Below are 20,807 nucleotides of genomic sequence, written 5' to 3'. Positions count from 1 at the left end.
CGTCAGGCAGCGCGAGCCGCAGCTTTCCACGCAGCGAATACAGCCGGGCGCAGGCCATAACGCGCCAACACACCTTCGTGCAGGCGCCGCAACTCCTCAATAACCAAGGCCTTGACGCTTGCCTGCTCGTTCATCGGCACGGCGGCCGCCACGGCCGCCTCAATCTGCGTCAGCGCATCCGTGTCGGGCTGGCTGACCACTGCGCGCACGGTAGCCTTGATCAAATCGCGCCATGCCAACCGCAGCGGATCAGGCTCCGCCACGTCCTGCTTGAGCGCCAGATATTCCTGCGTCGATCGTTCATAAGCCCAGACGAACAGGTCGCGCAGCAATTCGACCCGCGTCAGTTCATACACGCCCAGAATGGCACGGCTGTAAGCCGGCTCGGGCACATCCAGAAACGTCAGCGGGCACAGGTTGGCCCGAAACAGCGGCAAGTTCGCCGCCAGCCGCGAGGTGCGCTTGTTCATGTCGGCAAACGGCTGCAGATACGGCAGGTGCACCATCATGAAAAACGCCTGCTCGAACGGATCGTCAATGCGATTGACCTTGTCGAGCAAGGCCGTGAAAGCCGCCTCGATCTGCGCCGGCACAGACAGGGGCCGATAAACGCTCAGACCAATGTCCACCGCATGCTGGCGCAGTCGGCCCTCATCGGCGGGATTGGGCAACAGGTTTTCTGACAAGGCGCTGTGCAGGTTCAACAGCGTGAAGCGGTTCAATCCGACGCTGTCGATGTTTTCCACCAGCAACTCGATCGCCGACTTGTGGTTCAGGATCATCTGCGTCTCGATCACGCCCTTGCCCCGCGCGGCACGGCCATGCTCGATCAGTTCCAGTGTGTCCAGTCGCGAATACGTGTTGCCTTCCAAATGACTGGAGGCCCACGACAGATCGATCAGCAAGCGCCCCAATATCGCCCGGCTGTAGGTGCCGGCCGCTTCCTTCACCTGCGCCGTGCGTCCCATGTTGTGCAACTGGCGGCGCAGTGGCTCACTGAGGTAGGCCGTGACATTGGGCTGATAGCTGTCCAGAAACTCCGGCTGGTAGCCCACCGGCCTGCGCGCCTGCGGCGCTTGCGCCACATAAGCCAGGATGTCTCGACTATCGGCTGAGAGCGCAATCGCGCCCGTCCAAACTCCCTCATCCGTGGCATCGACACGCAACCCTGCCGGCACCGCGGCTCGCTCGCCCAGGAAGTAGCGGCGCGCCCGTCCCTCGCCCTGAGCCAAAGCCCGCCCCTCGCTGAGCGCCTGACGCATCCAGCGCTGCGCAGTACGGCGCGGCACATCTGCGTGGTGCGCCAACACCTCGGCCAACGTCAGGCCATCCGAGAAACGCTGAAGGGTGATGAGCAGATCGGCGGCGGTGGTCATGGCGCGATTCCCAGAAAAAGTGGCGCGATTTTGGCGCGATTTTAGGAAAAAGTGGCGCGATTCAGCCAATTGCGCCACTCAGCACCACTGCATTGGCTGCACACGGCATCTGACAAGCACCCTGCATTTGTACAATAACCCGTACAAATTAGGAGCCGCTATGGACGCCATCACTTACTCCGGCGCACGCGCCAACCTCGCCCGCACCATGGATCGGGTCTGCAACGACCATGAGCCGCTCATCATCACGCGCAACGGCGAACAGTCGGTCGTGATGCTGTCGCTGGAAGACTTCCAGGCGCTGGAGGAAACCGCCTACCTGCTGCGCAGCCCCGCCAACGCACGCCGCCTGCTCTCGGCCACCGCCCAATTGGCCGCCGGCCAAGGCACGGAGCGGGACTTGGTGCCGTGAAACTGATCTTTGCCGACGCAGCCTGGGACGACTACCTCTATTGGCAGAAGCAAGACCGCCGCATGGTCGAGCGCATCAACAAACTCATCCGCGAGGTTCAGCGCGAACCCTTCTCGGGCGTCGGCAAACCCGAGCCCCTGAAACACGCCCTGTCCGGCTTCTGGTCACGCCGGATCACAGACGAGCATCGGATGGTTTATCGGGTGGAAGGGGATGCGCTGTGGGTGGCGCAGGTAGGGTATTGCTATTGAGAAAAGCAAAAAGCCGCTCCTTTTTATTTTCTTGTGTAGGAGCGGCTTTAGCCGCGATGGGTGGAAGTGACGCCCGTCAGGCTCAACGCGCAAATTACCAGTGGCGCACGGCGCTTAGAAAAATATCATTATTGACCCACCGCCGCAGCGGGCTGCCGGCGTGGAATATCCTGCATTTCAGGAGCAACTCCACCCAGCGCAGCCAATCTCTTGCCCGCCTGCACCCGCACAAACACCTTGACCGCCTCACGGATCAGATCGGCCTTGTCAAAACCTGGACCCGCAGCTTCAACCGGCTTGCAATTCATGACAAGACCACCGTTTCAGAAAAATTTCTTCAACCTAAATCACCGAGAATTTGGGTTGATATCATATTTTGTCAATAGGTCAAAAACTCGCACCCCGATGGAATTCTCCAACGCCTTGTCAAGACGCGCCCGAAGAGCGGCATCCTGTTGCAAAACAGCAAAAAGAGTACGCTCAAAACCCTGAAGATTTTGGTCTGATGCTCTAACAGAAATTTGCTCATAAGTTAATCTACCCGCTTTTATATCAGATATGAGCTGTAAATTCTTTTGGTATCCAGAAGCCAACGCATCTCTCAAAATAGGGCTATTAAAAGAAAACATTGCATTTCGACACTTTTCCGAAACTCCAACAGAGTAGGCATCAATTAAAACCTCTTTATCTTTATCAGTCGGAAATTTTTTTGATTCTAGGGCAAGCCTATAAAAATCAGCCTGCTTCGCAGAAGTCGCCTTCGGTGTGCCGCCTGTTAAAATTTTGTGTCCGACAAAACGAATAAGAAGTTCATCATCAAATTTATCGAGAGCAGTATTCAAGTCACATAAACCACCACCCTCAGACATAGAAACCAATGATTCAACATCATCACGATCTTCTTTTGAGGGAGCTGGCGTAGCGCAGCCGATTAAAATAATGCTAGCGAACAGAAGGATAAATTTTTTGAGGACCATGAAATTTTTACCTATTTTATGAGGATTTTACTTTTGATTAATTAAATTATTAAATTTTTGTCCAAGTCAAGTGCGAGGTAATTGTGCCGCTGACATCAGCGCTTACATCAGAAACTGTCGTTACTGCAGCACCTTTCGTGACACTGTAAGTCAAGTCCTGAACGACTGCCGCTTGCCTGAGGAGTATCTTCTGTGAAGAGTAATCTCGCGTAGTCCATTCAACACGTGCCCTGTACTGATCTGATGCTACCGCAAGCACATTTAAAATTTTATACGATCTAACTCGAGCCCCGATTTGAACTGTTTTTGTTGAATCCAAGTAAACCCTATATACAACGAAATCCCCATAATCACCGGGCGCAGCCAGGACCGGCAATGCATTTGAAAATGCAGTGTCGAGTACGACGTAGGAGCCTGCGGAACTGCTACCAACATAGAATCCGTACGTCGTGTCAAAATAGCTAGTCGAATTTGAATTCAACTCTTCGACGGCTTGACCATTAAGTGTTATTGCATACCTTTTGTTTTCATTAACCACAGGCGTGACAGAAAAATTTTCAAATGCAACAGAGGAGTCAAAATATTTTTTGGTGGTTTGATTGGCAGAGTATGATCCTGCAGCAACTGTCGGCGTCGTCATTACTCCTGTAATTTTATATTTGCTTGTTGCTGTCGTGCCAACCTTAGAAACATACGATTTTGATATTGTTCTCTGATGCAGTGACAGCGGGAAAAGATAAACGTTAGCCGCAACATTATCTACTGTCTTGGCCGCGGTAGTTGGCGTCCAATTTGATATAGGAGCCGCAGACTCCTCGTAATACAAGAAATCATCTACGACTAATTCTTCGCCCCCACCGCAAGCATTAAGACCCGCAGCCACGAATAAAATGTTTAGCGCCAAAGATTTACGCAAGATAGAACTCCCTTAGATTAAATTAACGCGCCAGACCGCTGACGCGTCTCGCGGTCAGTTGATCTCTGTCAACTGCCTGATGGGTATCATATCCCGTGGTTCTTGATCCCGTACATACGGACTATCCGCCATGTGCCACGCAAGTCACCCCACCACGAACAACACCCCTCCCTGCGGGCGGTGGGTGACGCCATTCGTGGCTTGCGGTTGGAATTCGGTCAGTCCCAAGAAGCGCTCGCCTTGGAAGCAGAAATAGAAATCGACCGGTTTTACCTGGGCGGCATTGAGCGCGGCGAGCACAATCTGACGCTGGTCAATCTGACCAAGGTCGCAGTGGCGCTGGGGCTGTCTGTGTCGGACCTGCTCAAACGCGCTGGCTTGTGACGTAAAGCAGCACGTTGCGACATTGAAGACTCGCGCCTGAAGGCGCTCCCACAAAGTCCGAACAAAGCACACACGAGGTCCGCAGCATCGGGCTTTTGTAGGAGCGGCTTCAGCCGCGATCTGCCTCAGCCCGCCCTGCCCCCATCCCCACCCTCATCCAGCACCCGCTGCGCCGGCACGATGCCGCTGTCGAGCGGGTCGCCGTCCAGGTGCTGCACATCACCCCAGCCGACCAGCGTGAAGCCTTCGGGCGAATACAGCAGGCGGTTGACGCTGGTGTTGGCCACCGACCAGGTGCGGGGGGCTTGCAGGTCGAGGCGGGTGGCGGCGCGGTAGAGGCAGTCGAGCACGCCGCCGTGGCTGACGATGGCGATGGTCTGGCCGGCGTGGGCGGCGGCGATGCGGGACAGCGCGGCCACGCAGCGGGCGTAGAACTCGCTGAGGCGTTCGCCGCCTGCGGGGCCGAAATCGGGGTCGCGCTGGCGCCAGCGGCGGGTGTCTTCGGGGTAGAGCGCCTCCAACTCGGTGAAGCTGCGACCCTCGAAGCAGCCGAAGTTGCGCTCGCGCAGGCGGGCGTCCTGCTGCAGCGCCAGGCCGCGCTGGTGGGCCAGTGCAGCGGCGGTTTCGCGGGCGCGGGACAGGTCGGAGCTGTAGACGGCGTGCAACTCTTCGTGCGCCAGCGCCGCCGCCAGCCGGGCAGCCTGGGCGCGGCCGGCGTCGTTGAGGTCGATGTCCAGAAAGCCCTGGATGCGGGTGTCACGGTTCCAGGCGGTTTCACCATGGCGGATGGCGATGACGCGGGTGGTCTGGCTGTAGGGCATCAGGGCGATCTCGGACAGGACGTCAACGTAGGCGGGCGTTCAGGCTGTAGGTGCCGGTGAGGCTGGCCTGGCCGAGCACGTGGCCGTCGATGGCCGCGCGCACTTCCGCGCCGGTGAAGCTGCCTTGCACGGCACAGTGCGCCACGTCGAGCGCATAGAGCGTGAAGACGTAGTGGTGCACGAGGCTGTCGTTGAAGGGCGGGAACGGGCCGTCGTAGCCGTGGTATTGACCGGCCATGTCGGCGTTGCCGGCAAACCAGCCGGTGTAATCGTTCAGGCCGTGGCGGGCGCCGTGCAATGTGGCCGGGCCGGGCTTGCCGCGGGTGGTGAAGCCGGTGCTGAACTCGCCTTCGGCGAAGCCGGCCAGCGTGGCGGGCACGTCGACCAGCACCCAGTGGAAGAAGTCGACGCGCGGCAGGTCGGCGGGCACTTCGCGGTCGGTCTGGTTGACGTCGTCGCCGCAGCTGGGCACGTCGGGGTCGCAGCAGACCAGCACCAGGCTTTGCGTGCCGGCGGGCAGGTCGCTCCAGGCCAGGTGCGGGCTGAGGTTGTCGGAGAAGGTGACGATGCTTTGCGCATCGGGCTGGCCGGCGGCGTAGCGGGCGGGAATGGGCTGGCCGTCGGCGAAGCTGTGGCTCCAGAGTTTCATTCAGGTGCTTTCTTGTCGGAAAAAAGGGGCAGAGGAAAGGGCCGTCAGACGCCCCAGACGATGTTCTGGTCGGCGGCGTGGGCGCGCTTGAGCATCTCGATCAGCGGCCAGGCGCGCTGGCGCAGGCTGATGGCTTCGCGGCGCGGCAGCGGGCGGCCTTCGCGCTCGGCGTCGGCCTGCAGCGCGCGGTAGGTGGCTTCTTCGGCGGCGATGGCCGCCTCCAGCGCGGCGATGGTGCCGGGCATGTCGTCGGGCTGGAAGATGCCTTGCGGCGCAGGTTCGCGGTCGAGCAGCGCCATCAGGCGGTCGCCGATCGGGCCGGTCATGATCACGTCGCCGGCGGCTTTGGACTTGAACTTGTAGAGCATGGGGGCACGGAGCGTTCGAACGGATGGTCGGATTGTGCGCCGCGCAGGCGCCGGGTGGCGGTGGCGTCGATATGACCATCCGGCCGGGCGGCCAGCAGCTGGTTGAGCGACATCCAGCCCTGCTCGAAACCCATCGCGCTGCCGGCCAGGTAGAGCCGGTAGGCGCGCAGGGTGTCGGAGCGCACCAGCGCAGCAGCGGCGTCCAGGTGCGCTTCGAGCGCGTCGGACCAGGCCCAGAGCGTGCGCGCGTAGTGCGGGCGCAGGTTTTCCAGGTCGAGCAGTTCCAGCCCGCTGGCGGCCAGGTCGGTGGCGACGTGGGCGACGTGCACCAGTTCGCCGCCAGGGAAGATGTGGCGCTCGACGAAGTCGCCCAGCCCGGCACCCAGCTGGCGGTTGTGCAGGCCGCCGGCCGTGATGCCGTGGTTGAGCAGCAGCCCGCCCGGCGCCAGCAGGTCGTGCAGGTGGCCGAAATAGGCGCTGAGCTGGGCGCGGCCGACGTGCTCGAACATGCCCACCGAGGCGATGCGGTCGAAGCCGTAGGGGCTGTCGCTGCGGCGGGGCGCGCTCAGCTCGCGGTAATCGACCAACTCGATGTGCACCTGGCCGGCCAGCCCCAGCGCAGCAATCTGCTGCGTGACGTGTGCGTGCTGGTTGCGCGACAGCGTGATGCCGGTGGCCCGCACGCCGTAATGCTGCGCAGCCCAGAACAGCAGCCCGCCCCAGCCGGCGCCCACGTCCAGAAAGTGCTGGCCGGGCTGCAGGCGCAGCTTGCGGCAGATCAGGTCGAGCTTGGCCTCCTGCGCCGCCGCCAGATCGTCCACACCGGTGGGCCAGTAGGCGCACGAGTAGACCCGGCGCGGGTCGAGCCACAGCGCGTAGAAGTCGTCCGACACGTCGTAGTGGAACTGGATGTGCTGCGCATCGCGCCCCAGCTGGTGCAGCGTGCGCGAGCGGTGGCGTTGCCACCAAGCCGCCCAGGCACTGCCCGGAACGGCGGCGGTGGGGTTGTCGACCAGTGCGGCTGCCGCGCGCATGAGGGTGCGCAGCCGGCCGTCAATGAGAACCTCGCCGCGCACATAGGCCTCGCCCAGCACGCCGATATCGCCCTGCGCCAGTGCCAGCAGCAGGCTGCGGTGCGGCAGGCGCAGCGTCACTTCAGCATCGACGGGACCCATCCGCCCACCCGGCCAGATGATGGCCAGATCGTCGCCAACCCGGCTCAGACGCTCGGACAGACTCATGCACACCTCGCTTGACCGACCTGCGGTCCAGCATAGGGCGCGGTCGCACCGGGCTGCAGTGAGTTACGTCAAGCGGTCAGGCTGGCGGCAATGACAGTGCGCAAGGCCTGGCCCAGGGCGCGGCGGTCCTGGCCTTCGGTCGGGTGCAGCGCCAGCACGTCGACGCGCACCTGCAGGCCGCGCGCCGAGGCGATCCACCACAGACTCTGCAGCAGGCTGGTGTCGCCCACGAAGGCCGCGCGCGGGCTGACCGCGTGGCCGGGCTCGGAGAAGCGCAACGCCAGCGGCTGCACCGGCACACCCGAGGCAATGGCCGCCTGCAGCAGGTTGGCGTGAAAGGGCAGCAACTCGTAGCCGTCGCCGGTGGTGCCTTCGGGGAAGACCGCCACGGTGTCGCCGGCCTGCAGCGCGGCGGCCATCTGGTGGACCACGCGCAGCGCGTCGCGCTTGTTTTCACGCTCGATGAAGAGCGTGCCGGCCGAGCCGATCAGCCAGCCCAGCAGCGGCCAGGCCTTGACGTCGGCCTTGGAGACAAAGCGCGCCTGCGGGCAGACCGCATGCACCGCAATGATGTCCAGCCACGACACATGGTTGGCCACCAGCAACTGCGGCACGGGCTGGAAGCGCCCGCCCACCGTCAGCCGCACGCCCAGCACGCGCAGCAGCTTGGCCGACCACCACTGGATGTGCGCGGCGCGGGTGGCCTCGGTGGCGCCGCCGAATTCGCGCGCGGCCACCCAGGTGCCGTGCAGCACGTGAATCAGCACGCGCAGCAGTCGCCACGCGCCGAGCCATGCGCCGGTCAGGCTGCGCATCGGCTCAGTCACGCCACTTCGTGCGCGACCGTGCCCGCCACCAGCGTGGCGCGCACCCGGCCGGGCAGCGCCATGCCGGTGTCGGCAAAGGCGAACGGCGTGTACTTGCCCTGGCTGAGCAGCACGTCGGGCGTGACGGGCCAGGTGTCGTCGGCGTCGAAGACGCAGACGTCGGCCACGCCGCCTTCGACCAGCCGGCCAGCGCTCGACGCCAGCGAGCCGAGCGCATCGCCCAGCACCCGCACCGGGTCGCAGGTGACGCGCGCCAGCGTGACGGGCAGGCTCAGGCCGTGGTCGGCGCCCCACTTGAGCGCCAGGCTCAGCAGCAGTTCCAGCCCGGTGGCGCCGGGCTCGGCCTCGGCAAACGGCACCTGCTTGGCGTCGCCCTCGACCGGCGTGTGGTCGGACACCAGCGCGTCCAGCGTGCCGTCGGCCAGCGCCTCGCGCAGCGCGGTGCGGTCGCGGCCCTGGCGCAGCGGCGGCATCAGGCGCATGGCGGGGTTGAAGTAACCGATGTCGACCTCGGTCAGGTGCAGCGAGTTGATGCTGACGTCCGCCGTGACCGGCAGGCCTTCGGCCTTGGCCTGGCGCACCAGTTCGACGCCGGCCGCGCTGCTCAGGCGGCAGAGGTGGACGCGCGCGCCGGTGGAGCGCATCAGCTCGAACAACGTGTGCAGCGCAATGGTTTCGGCCATCACCGGCACGCCGCTCAAGCCCATGCGGGTGGCGACGCCACCGCTGGCGGCCACGCCCTTGCCGAGCCAGTAGTCCTGCGGCCGCAGCCAGACGGTGTAGCCGTAGGTGGCGGCGTACTGCAGCGCGCGCTGCAGTACCAGGGTGTCCTTGATGGCGACTTCGGCCTGCGAGAAGCCGACGCAGCCGGCCTCGGTCAGCTCGACCATCTCGGTCAGCGTCTCGCCCTTGAGGCCACGCGTGAGCGCGCCGAGCGGGAACAGCCGGCACAAGCTCAGCTTGCGGGCGCGGAACTTGAGCATCTCGACCAGGCCGGGCTCGTCGAGCGTCGGGTCGGTGTCGGGCGGGCAGACCAGGCTGGTGACGCCACCGGCGGCGGCGGCGTTGAGCTCGCTCTCGAGCATGCCCTTCTGTTCCTGGCCGGGTTCGCGCAGGCGCGCGGCCAGGTCGACCAGCCCGGGGGCGACCACGCAGCCGCGCGCGTCGATCACGCGGTTGGGCTGGAAGTCGGGCGACACGCGGCCGATCTGCAGGATGCGGCCGGCGGCAATCGCCACGTCGGCCAGCTCGTCACGACCGCTGGCCGGGTCGATCACGCGGCCGTTCTTGATGAGGATCTTCATGCTTCATTCCCCGCGATGATGGACATCACCGCCATGCGCACCGCGATGCCGAAGGTCACCTGCGGCAGGATGACGCTGTGCGAGCCGTCGGCCACGGTGGACTCGATCTCCACGCCCCGGTTGATCGGCCCCGGGTGCATCACGATGCAGTCCGGCGCGGCCAGCGCCAGCTTGGCCGGCGTCAGGCCGTAGCTCTTGAAGTACTCGCCCGAGCTGGGCAGCATCGCGCCGCTCATGCGCTCGTTCTGCAAGCGCAGCATGATGATGACGTCGGCATCGCGGATGCCTTCGTTCATGTCGTGGCAGACGCGCACGCCCATCTGCGCCAGATCGCCCGGCACCAGCGTCTTGGGGCCGACGGCGCGGATGTCCGGCACGCCGAGCGTGGTCAGCGCGTGGATGTCCGAGCGCGCCACGCGGCTGTGCACGATGTCGCCCACGATCGCCACCCGCAGCTGGGTGAAGTCCTTCTTGTAGTGGCGGATGGTGTACATGTCGAGCAGCCCCTGCGTCGGGTGCGCGTGGCGGCCGTCGCCGGCGTTGACCACGTGCACGTGCGGCGCGCAATGCTGGGCGATCAGGTAGGGCGCGCCCGACTCGCTGTGGCGCACCACGAACATGTCGGCGTGCATGGCCGACAGGTTGGCAATGGTGTCGAGCAGGCTCTCGCCCTTGGCCGCACTGCTCTTGGCGATGTCGAGGTTGATGACGTCCGCCGACAGCCGCTTGGCGGCGATCTCGAAGGTGGTGCGGGTGCGCGTGCTGTTCTCGAAGAACAGGTTGAACACGCTCTTGCCCCGCAGCAGCGGCACCTTCTTGACCTCGCGTTCATTGACGGCGAGGAAGGTGCTGGCGGTGTCCAGGATCTGCGTCAGCACGGCGCGCGGCAGGCCTTCGGTCGACAGCAGGTGGATCAGTTCGCCGTGGCGGTTGAGTTGGGGGTTGCGACGCGAGAGCATCAGACTTTCTCCTGCACCGAAAAGTGGAAACGGCCGCCCTCGCCACGCGCCAGCGCCAGCGACTGCCCCGCCGGCAGCACCAGGCGCGCGGCGGCGTAGGCGGGCTGAATGGGCAACTGGCGCCCGCCGCGATCGACCAGCACCGCCAGCGTCACGCTGGCCGGGCGGCCGAAGTCGAACAGCTCGTTGATGACCGCGCGGATGGTGCGGCCGGTGAACAGCACATCGTCGATCAGCAGGATCGGCCGGCCGTCGACCGAGAACGGCAGCTGCGTGGCATCGGTGGTCGAGCCCAGGCCGCGCTGGCTGAAGTCGTCGCGGTGCAGGGTGCTGGAGATCACACCGTGCGGCGTCGCCAGACCCAGGTCGCGCTGCAGGCGCTCGGCCAGCCAGGCGCCGCCCGACCACACGCCCACCAGCACGGCGTCCTTCATGCCTTCAGCGGCCAGCAGTTGGCGCACGCCGGCCAGCAGGTCGGTGTAGAGCGACTCGGCATCCAGTTGCAGACTCATGGGTTCTCCTTGGGGGCTTGGGCCGCCTCGCGGGCAGCCTCCGCAGATTCGCGGAAATATTGGTCCAGCAGCAACGCAGCGGCGGCGGCGTCAGCATCTTTCGCCCCGGCCGACAGCGCCTCGGTGGTGCTGTAGCGCTCGTCGACCTCAAACACCGGCAGGCCGAAGCGGGCCTGCAACTGGCGGGCGAACTTCTGGGCGCGGCGGGTGTTCTCGTGCGGCGCGCCATCGGGGTGGCACGGGATGCCTACCACCAGCGCGTCCGGCTGCCATTCGGCAATCAGTTTGGCGATGAGCGGAAAGCGCGCCTCGCCCTCGGCCGCCACGGTGGTCAGCGGCGTGGCCAGGCCGAACACTAGGTTGCCGCTGGCCACGCCGGTACGCTTGAGGCCGTAGTCGAAGGCGAGGAATGATTGCGCCGGCCGGCCCGAAGGACGCGCGCCGCGAGCCGCACCGCTCATGCGTGGCCGGCGTCGGACGACAGCATCATGGCGTCGATGCCCAGCAGCGACAGCGCGCGGTTGTAGCGCTGCTCCACGGGCGTGTCGAAGATCACGCCCGGATCGGCCTCGACGTTGAGCCAGCCGTTGCGCGAGAGTTCGTCTTCGAGCTGACCGGCGCCCCAGCCCGAATAGCCCAGCGTGATGAACACGCGCTTGGGGCCGGCGCCGTGCGAGAGCGCTTCGAGCACGTCGCGGCTGGTGGTCATCTCCAGCCCGCCGGGAATCGACAGTGTGGAGTTGTAGCCGCTGACGTCGTCGCCCACGCGCTCATGCAGCACGAAGCCGCGCTCGGTCTGCACCGGGCCGCCGAAGTAGACCGGCGTGTCGGACAGGTCGTCGCGGTCGAGGCTGAGTTCGACCCGCTCGAACAGGTTCTTGAGCGTGATGTCGATCGGGCGGTTGATCACCAGCCCGAGCGCGCCGCGCTCGGTGTGCTCGCACAGATAGATCACCGAACCCGAGAACTGATCGTCCGCCATACCCGGCATCGCGATGAGAAATTGGTTCGTCAGGTTGATGGAAACGGCCTCAGACATGGCTGGAATTGTAGCGATGACGCACACTTGCGCCCCTATGCAAGCCCCTGCCCACGCTACGCAGCGCCGCCATCTGCCCCACGAAGAACCCGTTGACGCCGCCCTGGTCTGGCTGCGCCGCGACCTGCGGCTGGACGACCACGCCGCGCTCTATCACGCGCTGCGCAGCGCCCGGCGGGTGTGGTGCGTGTTCATCTTCGACACCACGATTCTTGATGCGCTGCCGCGCGCCGATCGCCGGGTGGAGTTCATCTGGCACAGCCTGGCCGAGCTGGACACCGCGTTGCGCGCCCTCGGCAGCGGCCTGATCGTGCGCCACGGCGACCCGCGGCAGGAGATCCCGCAGCTGGCGCAGGCGCTGGACGTGCAGGCGGTGCACATCAACCGCGACTACGAGCCCGCCGCCGTCGCCCGTGACGCGCAGGTGCGCGGCGCCCTGGCGCACGCCGGCGTGGCGCTGCACAGCCACAAGGACCAGGTCATCTTCGAGACCGACGAGGTGCTGACCGCCACCGGCTCGCCCTACGGCGTGTTCACGCCCTACAAGAACAACTGGCTCAAGAAGATCGACCCGTTCTACCTGAAGGCCTACCCGGTGGCGCGCTACCAGGGCGCACTGGCGCCGGTGCCGGCGGCGGTCGACCGCGGCCTGCCACGGCTGAGCGACCTCGACTTCCTGCCCACCGACATGGCCGAGCGCCTGCACCCCGGCGCCAGCGGCGGCGCCCGGCTGCTGGCGGATTTTCTGGACCGCATGGACCATTACGGCGACACGCGCGACTTTCCCGCCGTCAAGGGCCCGAGCTACCTGAGCACGCACCTGCGCTTCGGCACGGTATCGATCCGCCAACTCGCGCGGCGGGCGCATGAGCGCATGGTGGGTGGCTCGCGGGGCGCCGAGGTCTGGCTGAGCGAGCTGATCTGGCGCGACTTCTATCACCAGGTGCTGCACCACCACCCGCGCGTGGTCGGCCACGCCTTCAAGCCCGAGTACGACGCCATCCGCTGGGAGCACGGCAAGCACGCCGACGCGCTGTTCACCGCCTGGTGCGAGGGCCGCACCGGCTACCCGCTGGTGGACGCGGCCATGCACCAGCTCAACCAGACCGGCTACATGCACAACCGCCTGCGCATGGTGGTGGCGAGTTTCCTGGTCAAGGATCTGGGCATCGACTGGAAGCGCGGCGAGGCCTACTTCGCGCTGCACCTGAACGACTTCGACCTGGCCGCCAACAACGGCGGCTGGCAGTGGGCGGCGTCGACCGGCTGCGACGCGCAGCCCTACTTCCGCATCTTCAACCCGGTCAGCCAGAGCGAGAAGTTCGACAGCGCCGGCCGCTTCATCCGCCGCTACCTGCCGCAACTGGCGGGCCTGAGCGACAAGGCCATTCACGCGCCCTGGCTGGCCAAGCCGCTGGAGCTGGTCGAGGCCGGCCTGGTGCTGGAGCGCGACTACCCGCGCCCGGTGGTCGACCACGCCGAGGCGCGCGACCAGACGCTGGCGCGCTATGCGGTGGTCAAGACCGCGAAGTAGAACAAGAAAAGCAACAACTCAGAACAGCTCGACCTCGCCCACGCCCGGGTCTTCGGCCTGCGAGCCGTCGGCCACCAGGTCGGCAAACGACACGACCTGGTTGCGGCCGTTTTCCTTGGCGTGATAGACGGCGCGGTCGGCGCGGTCGAACGCCGCCTGCGGCGTGTCGCCCGGGCGCACGTCGCTGAAGCCGATGCTGGCCGTGACGCGGCCGACGCCGGGGAATTCGAACGCCTCGATGTTCTGCCGCAGTCGGTCCAGCGCGATGCGGGCGGTGTCATCGTCGGGCGCCGTCAGCAGCACCACGAACTCCTCGCCGCCGAAGCGGTAGAGCCGGTCGCCGTAGCGGAAGGTGCTGCGCATCAGGCGCGCCATCATCACCAGCACCTCGTCGCCCATCAGGTGGCCGTGGCGGTCGTTGACGAGCTTGAAGTGGTCAATGTCGGCCACGCCGAGCCAGTGGCGGCGCTGGCCCGACTGGCGGCGCTCTTCCTCGGTCGCCAGATCGGGGCCAAACAGGCGTGCCGCCTCCATCACCGTGGCCTTGAGGAAGGTGTCGTCGAAGCTCTTGCGGTTGAGCAAGCCGGTGAGCGTGTCGCGCTCGCTGTAGTCGAGCAGGCTCAGGAAGTTGCGGTGGATCTTGAGCACGCCCTCGGCCAGCCGCACCTCGCCGGCACTCAAGGGCGCGTCGGTACGCAGCTCGAGCACGCCTTCGATCTCGCGCCCGCTCGCCATCGGCAGCAGCACCAGCTGGCCGGCCGGCTCGGGGCGTTGCTGCAGGCTCACCTGCTCGAAACACGCCGCGTGCAGCGGCATGGCCTGCAGCGGCAGCGGCTCGGTGGGCGTGCCGTTGGCCAGCTCCGGCACCAGGTCGCCGCGCAGCTGATGCCCGCTGCGTAGCCATTCCTGGTGGCCGCCCGGCTCGCCCTGGACGCGCCACAGCACCACCTGCTGCACCGAGGACAGCAGGTCGATGAAGGCGCTCAGCAGCGTGGCGTCGACCAGCTCGCGGTCGCGCGAGTGCGTCATCGTCGCGACGTGGTCCAGAACGGGCGTCACCTCAGTCATGGGCGGCGCTCGATGCCATGGCCTGGCCCAGCAGCGCGAGCAGCTGCTGCTCGTCATAGGGCTTGCCGAGGTAGTCGTTCGCGCCCAGCTGCAGCGCCAGATCGCGGTGCTTCTGCGCGATGCGCGAGGTGATCATGATCACCGGCAGACCGGCCAGCGCGTGGTCGCTGCGGATGTTGCGCAGCAGGTCGAAGCCGTCCATGCGCGGCATCTCGATGTCCGACAGCACGGCGCCCGGGCGCTCGGCGGCCAGGGCTTCCAGCGCCTCCAGCCCGTCCTTGGCCAGCGCGACGCGGTAGCCCTCGCGCTCCAGCAGGCGCTTGGTGACGCGGCGCACCGTCAGCGAATCGTCGACCACCAGCACCAGCGGCGCGGGGCGCACCGGTTCGTGCCGAGGCTCCAGCTGGCCGACATCGGTCTGGGCAGCACGCAGCATCAGCGCCCGCGCCGATTCGCCGTAGACGGTGGCCAGCACGATCGGGTTGTAGATCAGCGCGACGCCGCCGGCGGCCATCAGCGTCATGCCCGCCAGGCCCGGCAGGCGCGAGAGCTGCGGCCCGAGGTTCTTGACCACCACCTCGTGGCTGCCCTGGACCTCGTCGACGTGCAGCGCCACGCGCTGCTGCGCCGAGCGCACGATCACCACCGGCAGCGTGCGGCCGGCTTCCAGCCCGCGCCCGCTCGACGCCAGCAGCGCGCCCAGCCAGTAGAACGGCAGCTGCAGGCCGCCGTAGTCATACGTGCCGTCCTGATAGGCAGCGTCCAGCGCGTCCGGCGTGGCGCGCTGCACCAGCTCGACCAGGTTGGACGGCACGGCAATCGATCGTCCGCCCGCGCGCAGCACCACCACCTGCGTCACCACCGTGGTCAGCGGCAGCACCAGCTTGATGCGGGTGTTGCGGCCCGGCGCAGTGCGCGTCTCGACGCGGCCGCCCATGGCGAGCACGTCGTTGCGCACCACATCCATGCCGACGCCGCGTCCGGCCAGCTCGGTCACCACCGCCACCGTGGACAGGCCGGGGGCAAAGATGTATTGCGCGAGCTGCTTGTCGCTCACCTTGGCGTCGGGCTTGATCAGGCCCATGTCGATTGCCTTGGCGCGGATGCGCGGCAGGTCGAGGCCGGCGCCGTCGTCGCGGATCTCGACGCTGACCTCGTTGCCCTCCTGCTCCAGCGAGACCACGATGCTGCCGGTCGGGTCCTTGTCGACCAGCAGGCGCTGCTCCGGCGTCTCGATGCCGTGCGTGACGCAGTTGCGCAGCACGTGCTCGAAGGCCGCCGTCATGCGGTCCAGCACGCCGCGATCGACCTCGATCGAGCCGCCGACGATGTCGAAGCGCACCTGCTTGCCGGTCTCCTTGGCCGCCTGGCGCACCACGCGGTGCAGGCGTTCGGACAGGCTCTCGAACTCGATCATGCGGGTGCGCAGCAGGTCGCCCTGCAGTTCGCGCGTCAGGCGGCCCTGCACGGCCAGTTCATCCTCGGCGCTCTGCAGCGTGCGCTGCAGCGTGGCGCGCACGGTGGCGACGTCGTTGACCGACTCGGCCATCATGCGCGTCAGTTCCTGCAGCCGCGTGTAGCGGTCAAGCTCCAGCGGATCGAACTCCTGCGCAGCGGCGCGCGCGGCCTGGCGGCGCGATTCGAGCTGGCTGTCAGCCTGCAGGGTCAGGTCGTGCAACTGGCGGTTGAGGCGGTCCAGGTTGTCATTGAGGTCGAGCAGCGAGCCGCGGATATTGCCCACCTCGGCGTCCAGCCGGGCGCGGGCCACGCTCACTTCGCCGGCCAGATTGACCAGCCGGTCCAGCAGCGCAGCGCGCACGCGCACCGGCTGCAGGCTGATGGCGGCGCGGTCCGGCTGCGGCGCAGGCTCGCTCGGGTGTTCGCCGACAAAGCGCGACCAGTCGATCGGTGGCAATTCGCCCGGCACCGGCGTAGGAGACTCGGCCACCGGCACCAGCGGGAACGAAGGCTCTGCGGACGGCTCCGCCTGCGGCGGCTCGGCGCTTTCGGTGAACTCGATCGCCGGCTCGGACTCGTACGCGCCCCAGTCCAGCGGCGTCGACAGCAGCGGCGCGGGCGCAGACACCGGAGCCGGCTCCATGTCGTCCAGGTCCAGCGATGCCGGCCGGGTGGCCCAGACCGCCATCTGGCTCAGCGGCGACGACATCAGGCCCAACTGGCTGGGCGACGGCGCCGCGTTCTGGCGGCGCAGGTCATCAAACAGCGTGGCCAGTCCGTCGACGCATTGCTGCACGGCATCCAGCCCGGCCGGCGTGATGTCGCCATCGGCCAGCAGGTCGGCCATCACCGATTCGCATTGGTGCGCCAGCTCGCCCAGCCGCATGGCGCCGGCCAGTCGGGCGCTGCCCTTGAAGGTGTGCAGGCTGCGCATGCAGGCAGCGGAGGCCCCGACGTCATACGGCGCAGCGCGCCACGCCTCGACCTGGGACGATAGCAGTGGCAGCAGTTCCTCGGCCTCTTCCTCGAAGATCGGGAACAGCTCGGCGTCGATGTGGTCCTGGGGCTCAGGCGCCGGTACCGGCACAGGGGCGGGCTCGACCGGTTCGGCAGCTGGCTCGAACGCGGGCGGTTCCGGAGCGAGCGCCTCCATTTCCATGGCCTCGGCGACCGGCATCGGCGCCACGTCCAGCGGCTCGGCGGGCGGTGCGCTGATGGCTGCCGGCAGCGTGGCCGACACGGAAGACACGGCCCAGTCAGGCACCTCGGGCTCGACCTCGGCCAGCAGCGGCTGCGTCGTGCGCTGCCAGGCCAGCAGGCGCTCGGCCAGATCGGGCGGCGGCTCTTGCAGGAAGCCGGCGGCAAACTGGTGCAGCAGGCGGCGGATCTCGTCAGCCGCTTCGGTGAACAGCGCGGCATCGGCAGGCTGGCCGTGGCCCAGCGCGTGCGACTGCTCCAGCGTGTGCTCCAGCGTGCGCGCCAGGCCCGACAGCGCCGTGAACCCGACCGCGCCGGAACTGCCGGCCAGCGAATGCGCCAGCGCCACCGCCGTCTCGCCCAACGGACGCTCCAGCTCCAGCGACCAGAGCGCCAGCTCGGTGTTGAGGCGGCGCGACAGCTCGTCGGCCTCGTTGAGGTAGATGTTGAACAGCGGAATCTGCAGGCGCAACGGGCCGATGACCTTGACCTGATCTTCGGCCGCCGCCTCGGCCAGTTCAAGATCCGGTGGCTCGTGCAGCGCCGGCAGGTTCATCTCGATCTGCTCGACCATGCCGGTGGCATAGGGGTCGATCGACTCGAACGGGTCGAAGACCGAGGCCTCCTTGAGCGCTGCCTCGACAGGCAGGACCGGCTCGGTCGGCGCCGGCAGCGCAGGCGTCTCCTCGCTGCTGTCCATGTCGAGCAGCAGGTCGATGCTCTCGATCTGCGGCGCGGCGGCTTCTTCAGGCTGAGGGGGCTGGCCCAGCTGCACCGGGGCAGTCGGCTCCCAGGACGGCGCAGGTGCCAGCATGAGGGGCTGCGTCGCCTGCAGGGTTTCGAACAGCGGCGCGGCGGGAGTCTCCAGGGCTTCCAGCGGCACTTCAAGATCGACCATGTCCGACAGCGGCGCCAGATCGGACTGACGCGGTGTCTCGACCTCGTCCTGGTCGGGCTGCGGCACGCGCATCAGCTCGCCGGCCAGGCGCAGCGCGTCGGCGCCGGCGATGAGGGGCTCGGGCACGAAGCCGCCAGGCTGGCGGCGCTCGATCGCGTCGACCCAGGCGCTGAAATAGTCCAGCGCATCGCCGGTGAAGGTGCGCAGGTCGGCGTTGGCGGGCGACTGATCGGCCAGCCAGTGGTTGTAGAGCTGCTCGCAGGCCCAGGCGGCGTCGCCGTAGCTCATCAGGCCGACCATGCGCGAGCTGCCCTTGAGCGTGTGGAACGCCCGGCGCACGGTGGTCAGCTGGGCCAGGTCGGTGGGCACCTCGGCCAGCGCGACCAGCGCGGCGCCGGCCAGCGCCAGCACTTCGCGCGACTCTTCCAGGAAGATCGCGCGCATCTCGTCATCGTCTTCCAGACCCGTGGGCGCGTAGCTGGGGGCCGGCGCGGCGCTGGGCGCGGCAGGCCGCGAGGTCAGCGGCGGGCCAAGCACATCCAGCCCGACCGGGTGGGTGGCGGTGGCGACGAAGTCGTTCATGACCTGCGCCACGTGCTGGCGTGCGGCGTCTTCGGTGCCCGGGCCGGCGCCGGCCTCGCCGGCCTGTTCGAGCGCGGCGTGGGCCGAGTCGAGGCTGGCGGCCAGTTCGGTCTGGTCGGCGGCGCGCGCCTCGCGCGACAGTGCGTCCAGGTCGTCGGAGACCTGCTGCAGCGACATGTCGTCGCGCTGCACCGCCTGGGCGATGGCCTGGGCGCGGTCGACCAGATCGGGCGCGAACTGGCTGCGGCCCATCACCGGCGCCAGGCTGCCGCTGGCGGCGTCGAAGCGGAACAGCGTGCGCGCCATCTGCGGCTGCACGCTGAGCATGTCGATCAGGAAACCGAGGGCGCCCAGGTTGCCCGCCAGCCGCTGGAACGCGGCCAGCGTGGACGGCGCGTGCGGGTCGGCCTCGCCATGCAGCAGGTGGTCGATGTCGCCGCGCATGTGCAGCACGGCCTGCTCGGCCGGCTTGACGTCGAGCACCGACAGCACGCCGCGCATCGAGCCCAGCTGGCTCGGCACGCCCGCCAGCAGGCCGCCCTCGGACGGACTGCGGAAAAACAGGTCGATCTGGCGCTCGATCTCGGAGAGCGTCACGCGCAACTCGTGCACCACGCTGCCCAGCGTCTGGCGGTCGCTGACGCGGCGGTACAGCTCCTCCATCCAGGGTTCGAGCGGCTGCGCGGGCTGGCCGCTCTCGACGCGCACGATGCGCTGCGCCAGCGCCTGGGTGCGGTCGGCCTGCTCGGGCGGGTCGAACTCGCCCTCTTCAATGGCGGCCTCCAGATAGAGCAGGCTGGTGGCGACTTCCATGCCGAGCTGGCTCTCGGGGGCGATGCCGCTGTGGGCAATCCGGTCGGCCACCGCCGACAACGCCTCGGCCAGCGCACCGCCGCGCGGATAGAGCCGGCGCGTCGAGTCGCCCAGCAGCGTGAAGGTCTCGACCAGGCTGGCCAGGCGCTGCGGCTCGGCGCTGGCAGCGCCGCTCCAGGCTTCCTTGGCGGCGTTGACGCGCTTGCGCGCCTGCTGGATCTGCGCCGGATCGTGCCGGCCGAAGCGTGCTTCGGTGTAGTCCACCACCGGCTCGCCGCCCAGGCGATAGGCCGCGCACACCGCGCCGAGCCAGGGCGAAGACGGCGCCGGGGGCAGCGACTGGGCCTGCGCCTTGGCGCCGGCCTGGGCGCAGTAGAACAACAGGTCCTGCGCCAGGCGCTCGGACATGTCGGCGTCACCGCGCACGCGGGCCCGCAGTTGCGCCATCACGCGCGAAGCGCTGCGCTTGACGTAGAGGTCTTGCGGCAGCAGCCCCAGGCCCCAGGCTTCGAAGAAGGCAGCAGCAATGCGCCAGAGCGTCGCTTCGTGCCCGATACCCGCCGCAGCGGCGCCCGCGCCCAGCATGGCGCAGTCGCGCGCCAGCGCCTGGGCCGACTCGGGCGTGTTGAGCTTGACCACCGCCAGCAGGCGGCGCTCGAACTCGGCCTGCATCGCGGCATCGGCTGACCGGGGCGTGACCGCCGGCCCGCTGACATCGCGCCATTGCCAGTCCAGCTGCCACAGGTCGGCCGGATGGATGCGCTCGGCGCCGCCGAGTTCGAGCAAGGTTTTCAGCTGCGGAAACAGCCCCACCGCCGGGGCGCGCTTGCCGGCCAGCCGGCGGCCGATGTAGTCGAGCAGCGCGAAAGACGCATGCTCGACCGCCTCGACCCCGGCCAGTTCGAGTTTCTGCGGCTTGGCGACGTAGCGCTGCACCAGCGCCTCGCTGGCGCCCAGCAGCAGCGCGCCTTCGGGTACGTTGACCAGCTGCAGCGCACCCACACCTTCGTGCAGCTGCTGGCGGGCCTGGCGCAGGATGGTCGGCTCGACGTCGTCCAGATCCGACTGCGCCGTGGCAGCCGCGTCGCGCAGGTAGCGCCGCAGGCCCTTGTGCGCGGCCTCCAGCGTCTTGCGCAACTCGTCCTGCACCCAGGACAGGGCGGAGAGGTCGTCGGTCGGGGCGGAATCGCGGTTCGGTGGCATCGACATGGCGCAGGCGTC

20 protein-coding genes are annotated in these 20,807 nt (G+C 67.1%); 4 read left to right on the top strand and 16 right to left on the bottom strand.

Annotated elements, in window-relative coordinates; translation table 11 throughout:
• Nucleotides 1–2: 2 nt before the first annotated feature.
• Nucleotides 3–1,376, bottom strand: coding sequence for a Fic family protein (locus AC5IG3_RS11350; RefSeq protein ID WP_491906412.1), 1,374 nt, complete (start codon nt 1,374–1,376; stop codon nt 3–5).
• A 160-nt stretch (nt 1,377–1,536) separates the two neighbouring features.
• Between AC5IG3_RS11350 and AC5IG3_RS11345 the strand changes: the two genes are divergently transcribed.
• Both AC5IG3_RS11345 and AC5IG3_RS11340 read left to right on the top strand, forming a co-directional pair.
• On the top strand, nt 1,537–1,788 hold the full coding sequence (locus AC5IG3_RS11345) for a type II toxin-antitoxin system Phd/YefM family antitoxin (protein WP_491906411.1): 252 nt from the start codon (nt 1,537–1,539) through the stop codon (nt 1,786–1,788).
• Nucleotides 1,785–2,039: a Txe/YoeB family addiction module toxin gene (locus tag AC5IG3_RS11340; RefSeq protein ID WP_491906410.1), complete on the top strand. Its 255-nt coding sequence runs from the start codon at nt 1,785–1,787 to the stop codon at nt 2,037–2,039. The genes AC5IG3_RS11345 and AC5IG3_RS11340 overlap by 4 nt, the downstream gene beginning before the upstream one ends.
• 128 nt (nt 2,040–2,167) lie before the next feature.
• On the opposite strand, the gene AC5IG3_RS11335 is transcribed toward AC5IG3_RS11340, so the two are convergent.
• From AC5IG3_RS11335 to AC5IG3_RS11325, 3 genes are read right to left on the bottom strand one after another with little or no spacing between them, the layout of a single operon-like run.
• Complete coding sequence (locus AC5IG3_RS11335) at nt 2,168–2,347, bottom strand: type II toxin-antitoxin system VapB family antitoxin (protein WP_491906409.1); 180 nt, start codon at nt 2,345–2,347, stop codon at nt 2,168–2,170.
• Between the two features lie 39 nt (nt 2,348–2,386).
• Nucleotides 2,387–3,016 carry a hypothetical protein gene (locus AC5IG3_RS11330; protein ID WP_491906408.1) on the bottom strand — a complete coding sequence of 210 codons (630 nt, stop codon included), beginning with the start codon at nt 3,014–3,016 and terminating at the stop codon, nt 2,387–2,389.
• 49 nt (nt 3,017–3,065) lie between these two features.
• Nucleotides 3,066–3,932, bottom strand: a complete 867-nt coding sequence (locus tag AC5IG3_RS11325) for a hypothetical protein (protein ID WP_491906407.1) — start codon at nt 3,930–3,932, stop codon at nt 3,066–3,068.
• A 180-nt stretch (nt 3,933–4,112) separates the two neighbouring features.
• Between AC5IG3_RS11325 and AC5IG3_RS11320 the strand changes: the two genes are divergently transcribed.
• Entirely contained in the window at nt 4,113–4,316 is a 204-nt protein-coding gene (locus tag AC5IG3_RS11320; protein WP_491906406.1) for a helix-turn-helix transcriptional regulator, read from the top strand.
• A 125-nt stretch (nt 4,317–4,441) separates the two neighbouring features.
• Here AC5IG3_RS11320 and AC5IG3_RS11315 read toward each other — a convergent pair whose 3' ends face one another.
• The 10 genes from AC5IG3_RS11315 to AC5IG3_RS11270 form a co-directional block, all read right to left on the bottom strand.
• The gene (locus tag AC5IG3_RS11315; protein ID WP_491906405.1) at nt 4,442–5,137 is read right to left on the bottom strand and encodes a histidine phosphatase family protein; all 696 of its coding nucleotides are present in this window, start codon (nt 5,135–5,137) and stop codon (nt 4,442–4,444) included.
• 22 nt (nt 5,138–5,159) lie between these two features.
• A complete protein-coding gene (locus AC5IG3_RS11310; RefSeq protein WP_491906404.1) occupies nt 5,160–5,786 on the bottom strand; it encodes a YbhB/YbcL family Raf kinase inhibitor-like protein in 627 nt (208 codons plus the stop codon).
• 44 nt (nt 5,787–5,830) lie between these two features.
• Nucleotides 5,831–6,154, bottom strand: a complete 324-nt coding sequence (locus AC5IG3_RS11305) for a DUF1840 domain-containing protein (RefSeq protein ID WP_491906403.1) — start codon at nt 6,152–6,154, stop codon at nt 5,831–5,833.
• The gene (locus AC5IG3_RS11300) at nt 6,115–7,395 is read right to left on the bottom strand and encodes a class I SAM-dependent methyltransferase (protein ID WP_491906402.1); all 1,281 of its coding nucleotides are present in this window, start codon (nt 7,393–7,395) and stop codon (nt 6,115–6,117) included. The genes AC5IG3_RS11305 and AC5IG3_RS11300 overlap by 40 nt, the downstream gene beginning before the upstream one ends.
• Before the next feature lie 68 nt (nt 7,396–7,463).
• A complete protein-coding gene (locus AC5IG3_RS11295) occupies nt 7,464–8,210 on the bottom strand; it encodes a lysophospholipid acyltransferase family protein (RefSeq protein WP_491906779.1) in 747 nt (248 codons plus the stop codon).
• An 8-nt stretch (nt 8,211–8,218) separates the two neighbouring features.
• Nucleotides 8,219–9,526 carry a dihydroorotase gene (locus AC5IG3_RS11290; protein WP_491906401.1) on the bottom strand — a complete coding sequence of 436 codons (1,308 nt, stop codon included), beginning with the start codon at nt 9,524–9,526 and terminating at the stop codon, nt 8,219–8,221.
• Nucleotides 9,523–10,485: an aspartate carbamoyltransferase catalytic subunit gene (locus AC5IG3_RS11285; RefSeq protein ID WP_491906400.1), complete on the bottom strand. Its 963-nt coding sequence runs from the start codon at nt 10,483–10,485 to the stop codon at nt 9,523–9,525. The genes AC5IG3_RS11290 and AC5IG3_RS11285 overlap by 4 nt, the downstream gene beginning before the upstream one ends.
• Nucleotides 10,485–10,997, bottom strand: coding sequence for a bifunctional pyr operon transcriptional regulator/uracil phosphoribosyltransferase PyrR (gene pyrR / locus AC5IG3_RS11280; protein WP_491906399.1), 513 nt, complete (start codon nt 10,995–10,997; stop codon nt 10,485–10,487). The genes AC5IG3_RS11285 and pyrR overlap by 1 nt, the downstream gene beginning before the upstream one ends.
• Nucleotides 10,994–11,458 (bottom strand): Holliday junction resolvase RuvX, encoded by a 465-nt coding sequence (ruvX, locus tag AC5IG3_RS11275; protein WP_491906398.1) that lies wholly within the window; start codon nt 11,456–11,458, stop codon nt 10,994–10,996. Before ruvX ends, pyrR begins: the two co-directional genes overlap by 4 nt.
• Nucleotides 11,455–12,036 carry a YqgE/AlgH family protein gene (locus tag AC5IG3_RS11270; protein WP_491906397.1) on the bottom strand — a complete coding sequence of 194 codons (582 nt, stop codon included), beginning with the start codon at nt 12,034–12,036 and terminating at the stop codon, nt 11,455–11,457. The genes ruvX and AC5IG3_RS11270 overlap by 4 nt, the downstream gene beginning before the upstream one ends.
• Nucleotides 12,037–12,073: 37 nt before the next feature.
• On the opposite strand from AC5IG3_RS11270, the gene AC5IG3_RS11265 reads away from it, so the two are divergent.
• The gene (locus tag AC5IG3_RS11265) at nt 12,074–13,570 is read left to right on the top strand and encodes a cryptochrome/photolyase family protein (protein WP_491906396.1); all 1,497 of its coding nucleotides are present in this window, start codon (nt 12,074–12,076) and stop codon (nt 13,568–13,570) included.
• An 18-nt stretch (nt 13,571–13,588) separates the two neighbouring features.
• Here the strand turns inward: AC5IG3_RS11265 and AC5IG3_RS11260 are convergent, their stop codons facing one another.
• Together AC5IG3_RS11260 and AC5IG3_RS11255 are read right to left on the bottom strand one after the other, a co-directional pair.
• On the bottom strand, nt 13,589–14,638 hold the full coding sequence (locus AC5IG3_RS11260; RefSeq protein ID WP_491906395.1) for a GGDEF domain-containing protein: 1,050 nt from the start codon (nt 14,636–14,638) through the stop codon (nt 13,589–13,591).
• Nucleotides 14,631–20,795, bottom strand: a complete 6,165-nt coding sequence (locus AC5IG3_RS11255) for a hybrid sensor histidine kinase/response regulator (RefSeq protein WP_491906394.1) — start codon at nt 20,793–20,795, stop codon at nt 14,631–14,633. Before AC5IG3_RS11255 ends, AC5IG3_RS11260 begins: the two co-directional genes overlap by 8 nt.
• Nucleotides 20,796–20,807: the final 12 nt, after the last annotated feature.

The organism is Leptothrix sp. (in: b-proteobacteria), from assembly GCF_965250675.1.
Classification (GTDB): Bacteria; Pseudomonadota; Gammaproteobacteria; order Burkholderiales; family Burkholderiaceae_C; genus Sphaerotilus.
Note: the sequence above shows the minus strand (reverse complement) of the source record. Positions and strands in the feature narration are given on the sequence as shown.

Bases quoted from the DNA above. Each gene is read 5' to 3' on its own strand.
- AC5IG3_RS11345 (WP_491906411.1), top strand. From the start codon at position 1,537: ATGGACGCCATCACTTACTCCGGCGCACGCGCCAACCTCGCCCGCACC.
- AC5IG3_RS11270 (WP_491906397.1), bottom strand. From the start codon at position 12,036: ATGTCTGAGGCCGTTTCCATCAACCTGACGAACCAATTTCTCATCGCG.
- AC5IG3_RS11295 (WP_491906779.1), bottom strand. From the start codon at position 8,210: ATGCGCAGCCTGACCGGCGCATGGCTCGGCGCGTGGCGACTGCTGCGC.
- AC5IG3_RS11285 (WP_491906400.1), bottom strand. From the start codon at position 10,485: ATGCTCTCGCGTCGCAACCCCCAACTCAACCGCCACGGCGAACTGATC.
- AC5IG3_RS11265 (WP_491906396.1), top strand. From the start codon at position 12,074: ATGCAAGCCCCTGCCCACGCTACGCAGCGCCGCCATCTGCCCCACGAA.
- pyrR (WP_491906399.1), bottom strand. From the start codon at position 10,997: ATGAGTCTGCAACTGGATGCCGAGTCGCTCTACACCGACCTGCTGGCC.
- AC5IG3_RS11350 (WP_491906412.1), bottom strand. From the start codon at position 1,376: ATGACCACCGCCGCCGATCTGCTCATCACCCTTCAGCGTTTCTCGGAT.
- AC5IG3_RS11290 (WP_491906401.1), bottom strand. From the start codon at position 9,526: ATGAAGATCCTCATCAAGAACGGCCGCGTGATCGACCCGGCCAGCGGT.
- AC5IG3_RS11255 (WP_491906394.1), bottom strand. From the start codon at position 20,795: ATGTCGATGCCACCGAACCGCGATTCCGCCCCGACCGACGACCTCTCC.
- ruvX (WP_491906398.1), bottom strand. From the start codon at position 11,458: ATGAGCGGTGCGGCTCGCGGCGCGCGTCCTTCGGGCCGGCCGGCGCAA.
- AC5IG3_RS11330 (WP_491906408.1), bottom strand. From the start codon at position 3,016: ATGGTCCTCAAAAAATTTATCCTTCTGTTCGCTAGCATTATTTTAATC.
- AC5IG3_RS11335 (WP_491906409.1), bottom strand. From the start codon at position 2,347: ATGAATTGCAAGCCGGTTGAAGCTGCGGGTCCAGGTTTTGACAAGGCC.
- AC5IG3_RS11305 (WP_491906403.1), bottom strand. From the start codon at position 6,154: ATGCTCTACAAGTTCAAGTCCAAAGCCGCCGGCGACGTGATCATGACC.
- AC5IG3_RS11310 (WP_491906404.1), bottom strand. From the start codon at position 5,786: ATGAAACTCTGGAGCCACAGCTTCGCCGACGGCCAGCCCATTCCCGCC.
- AC5IG3_RS11260 (WP_491906395.1), bottom strand. From the start codon at position 14,638: ATGACTGAGGTGACGCCCGTTCTGGACCACGTCGCGACGATGACGCAC.
- AC5IG3_RS11300 (WP_491906402.1), bottom strand. From the start codon at position 7,395: ATGAGTCTGTCCGAGCGTCTGAGCCGGGTTGGCGACGATCTGGCCATC.
- AC5IG3_RS11315 (WP_491906405.1), bottom strand. From the start codon at position 5,137: ATGCCCTACAGCCAGACCACCCGCGTCATCGCCATCCGCCATGGTGAA.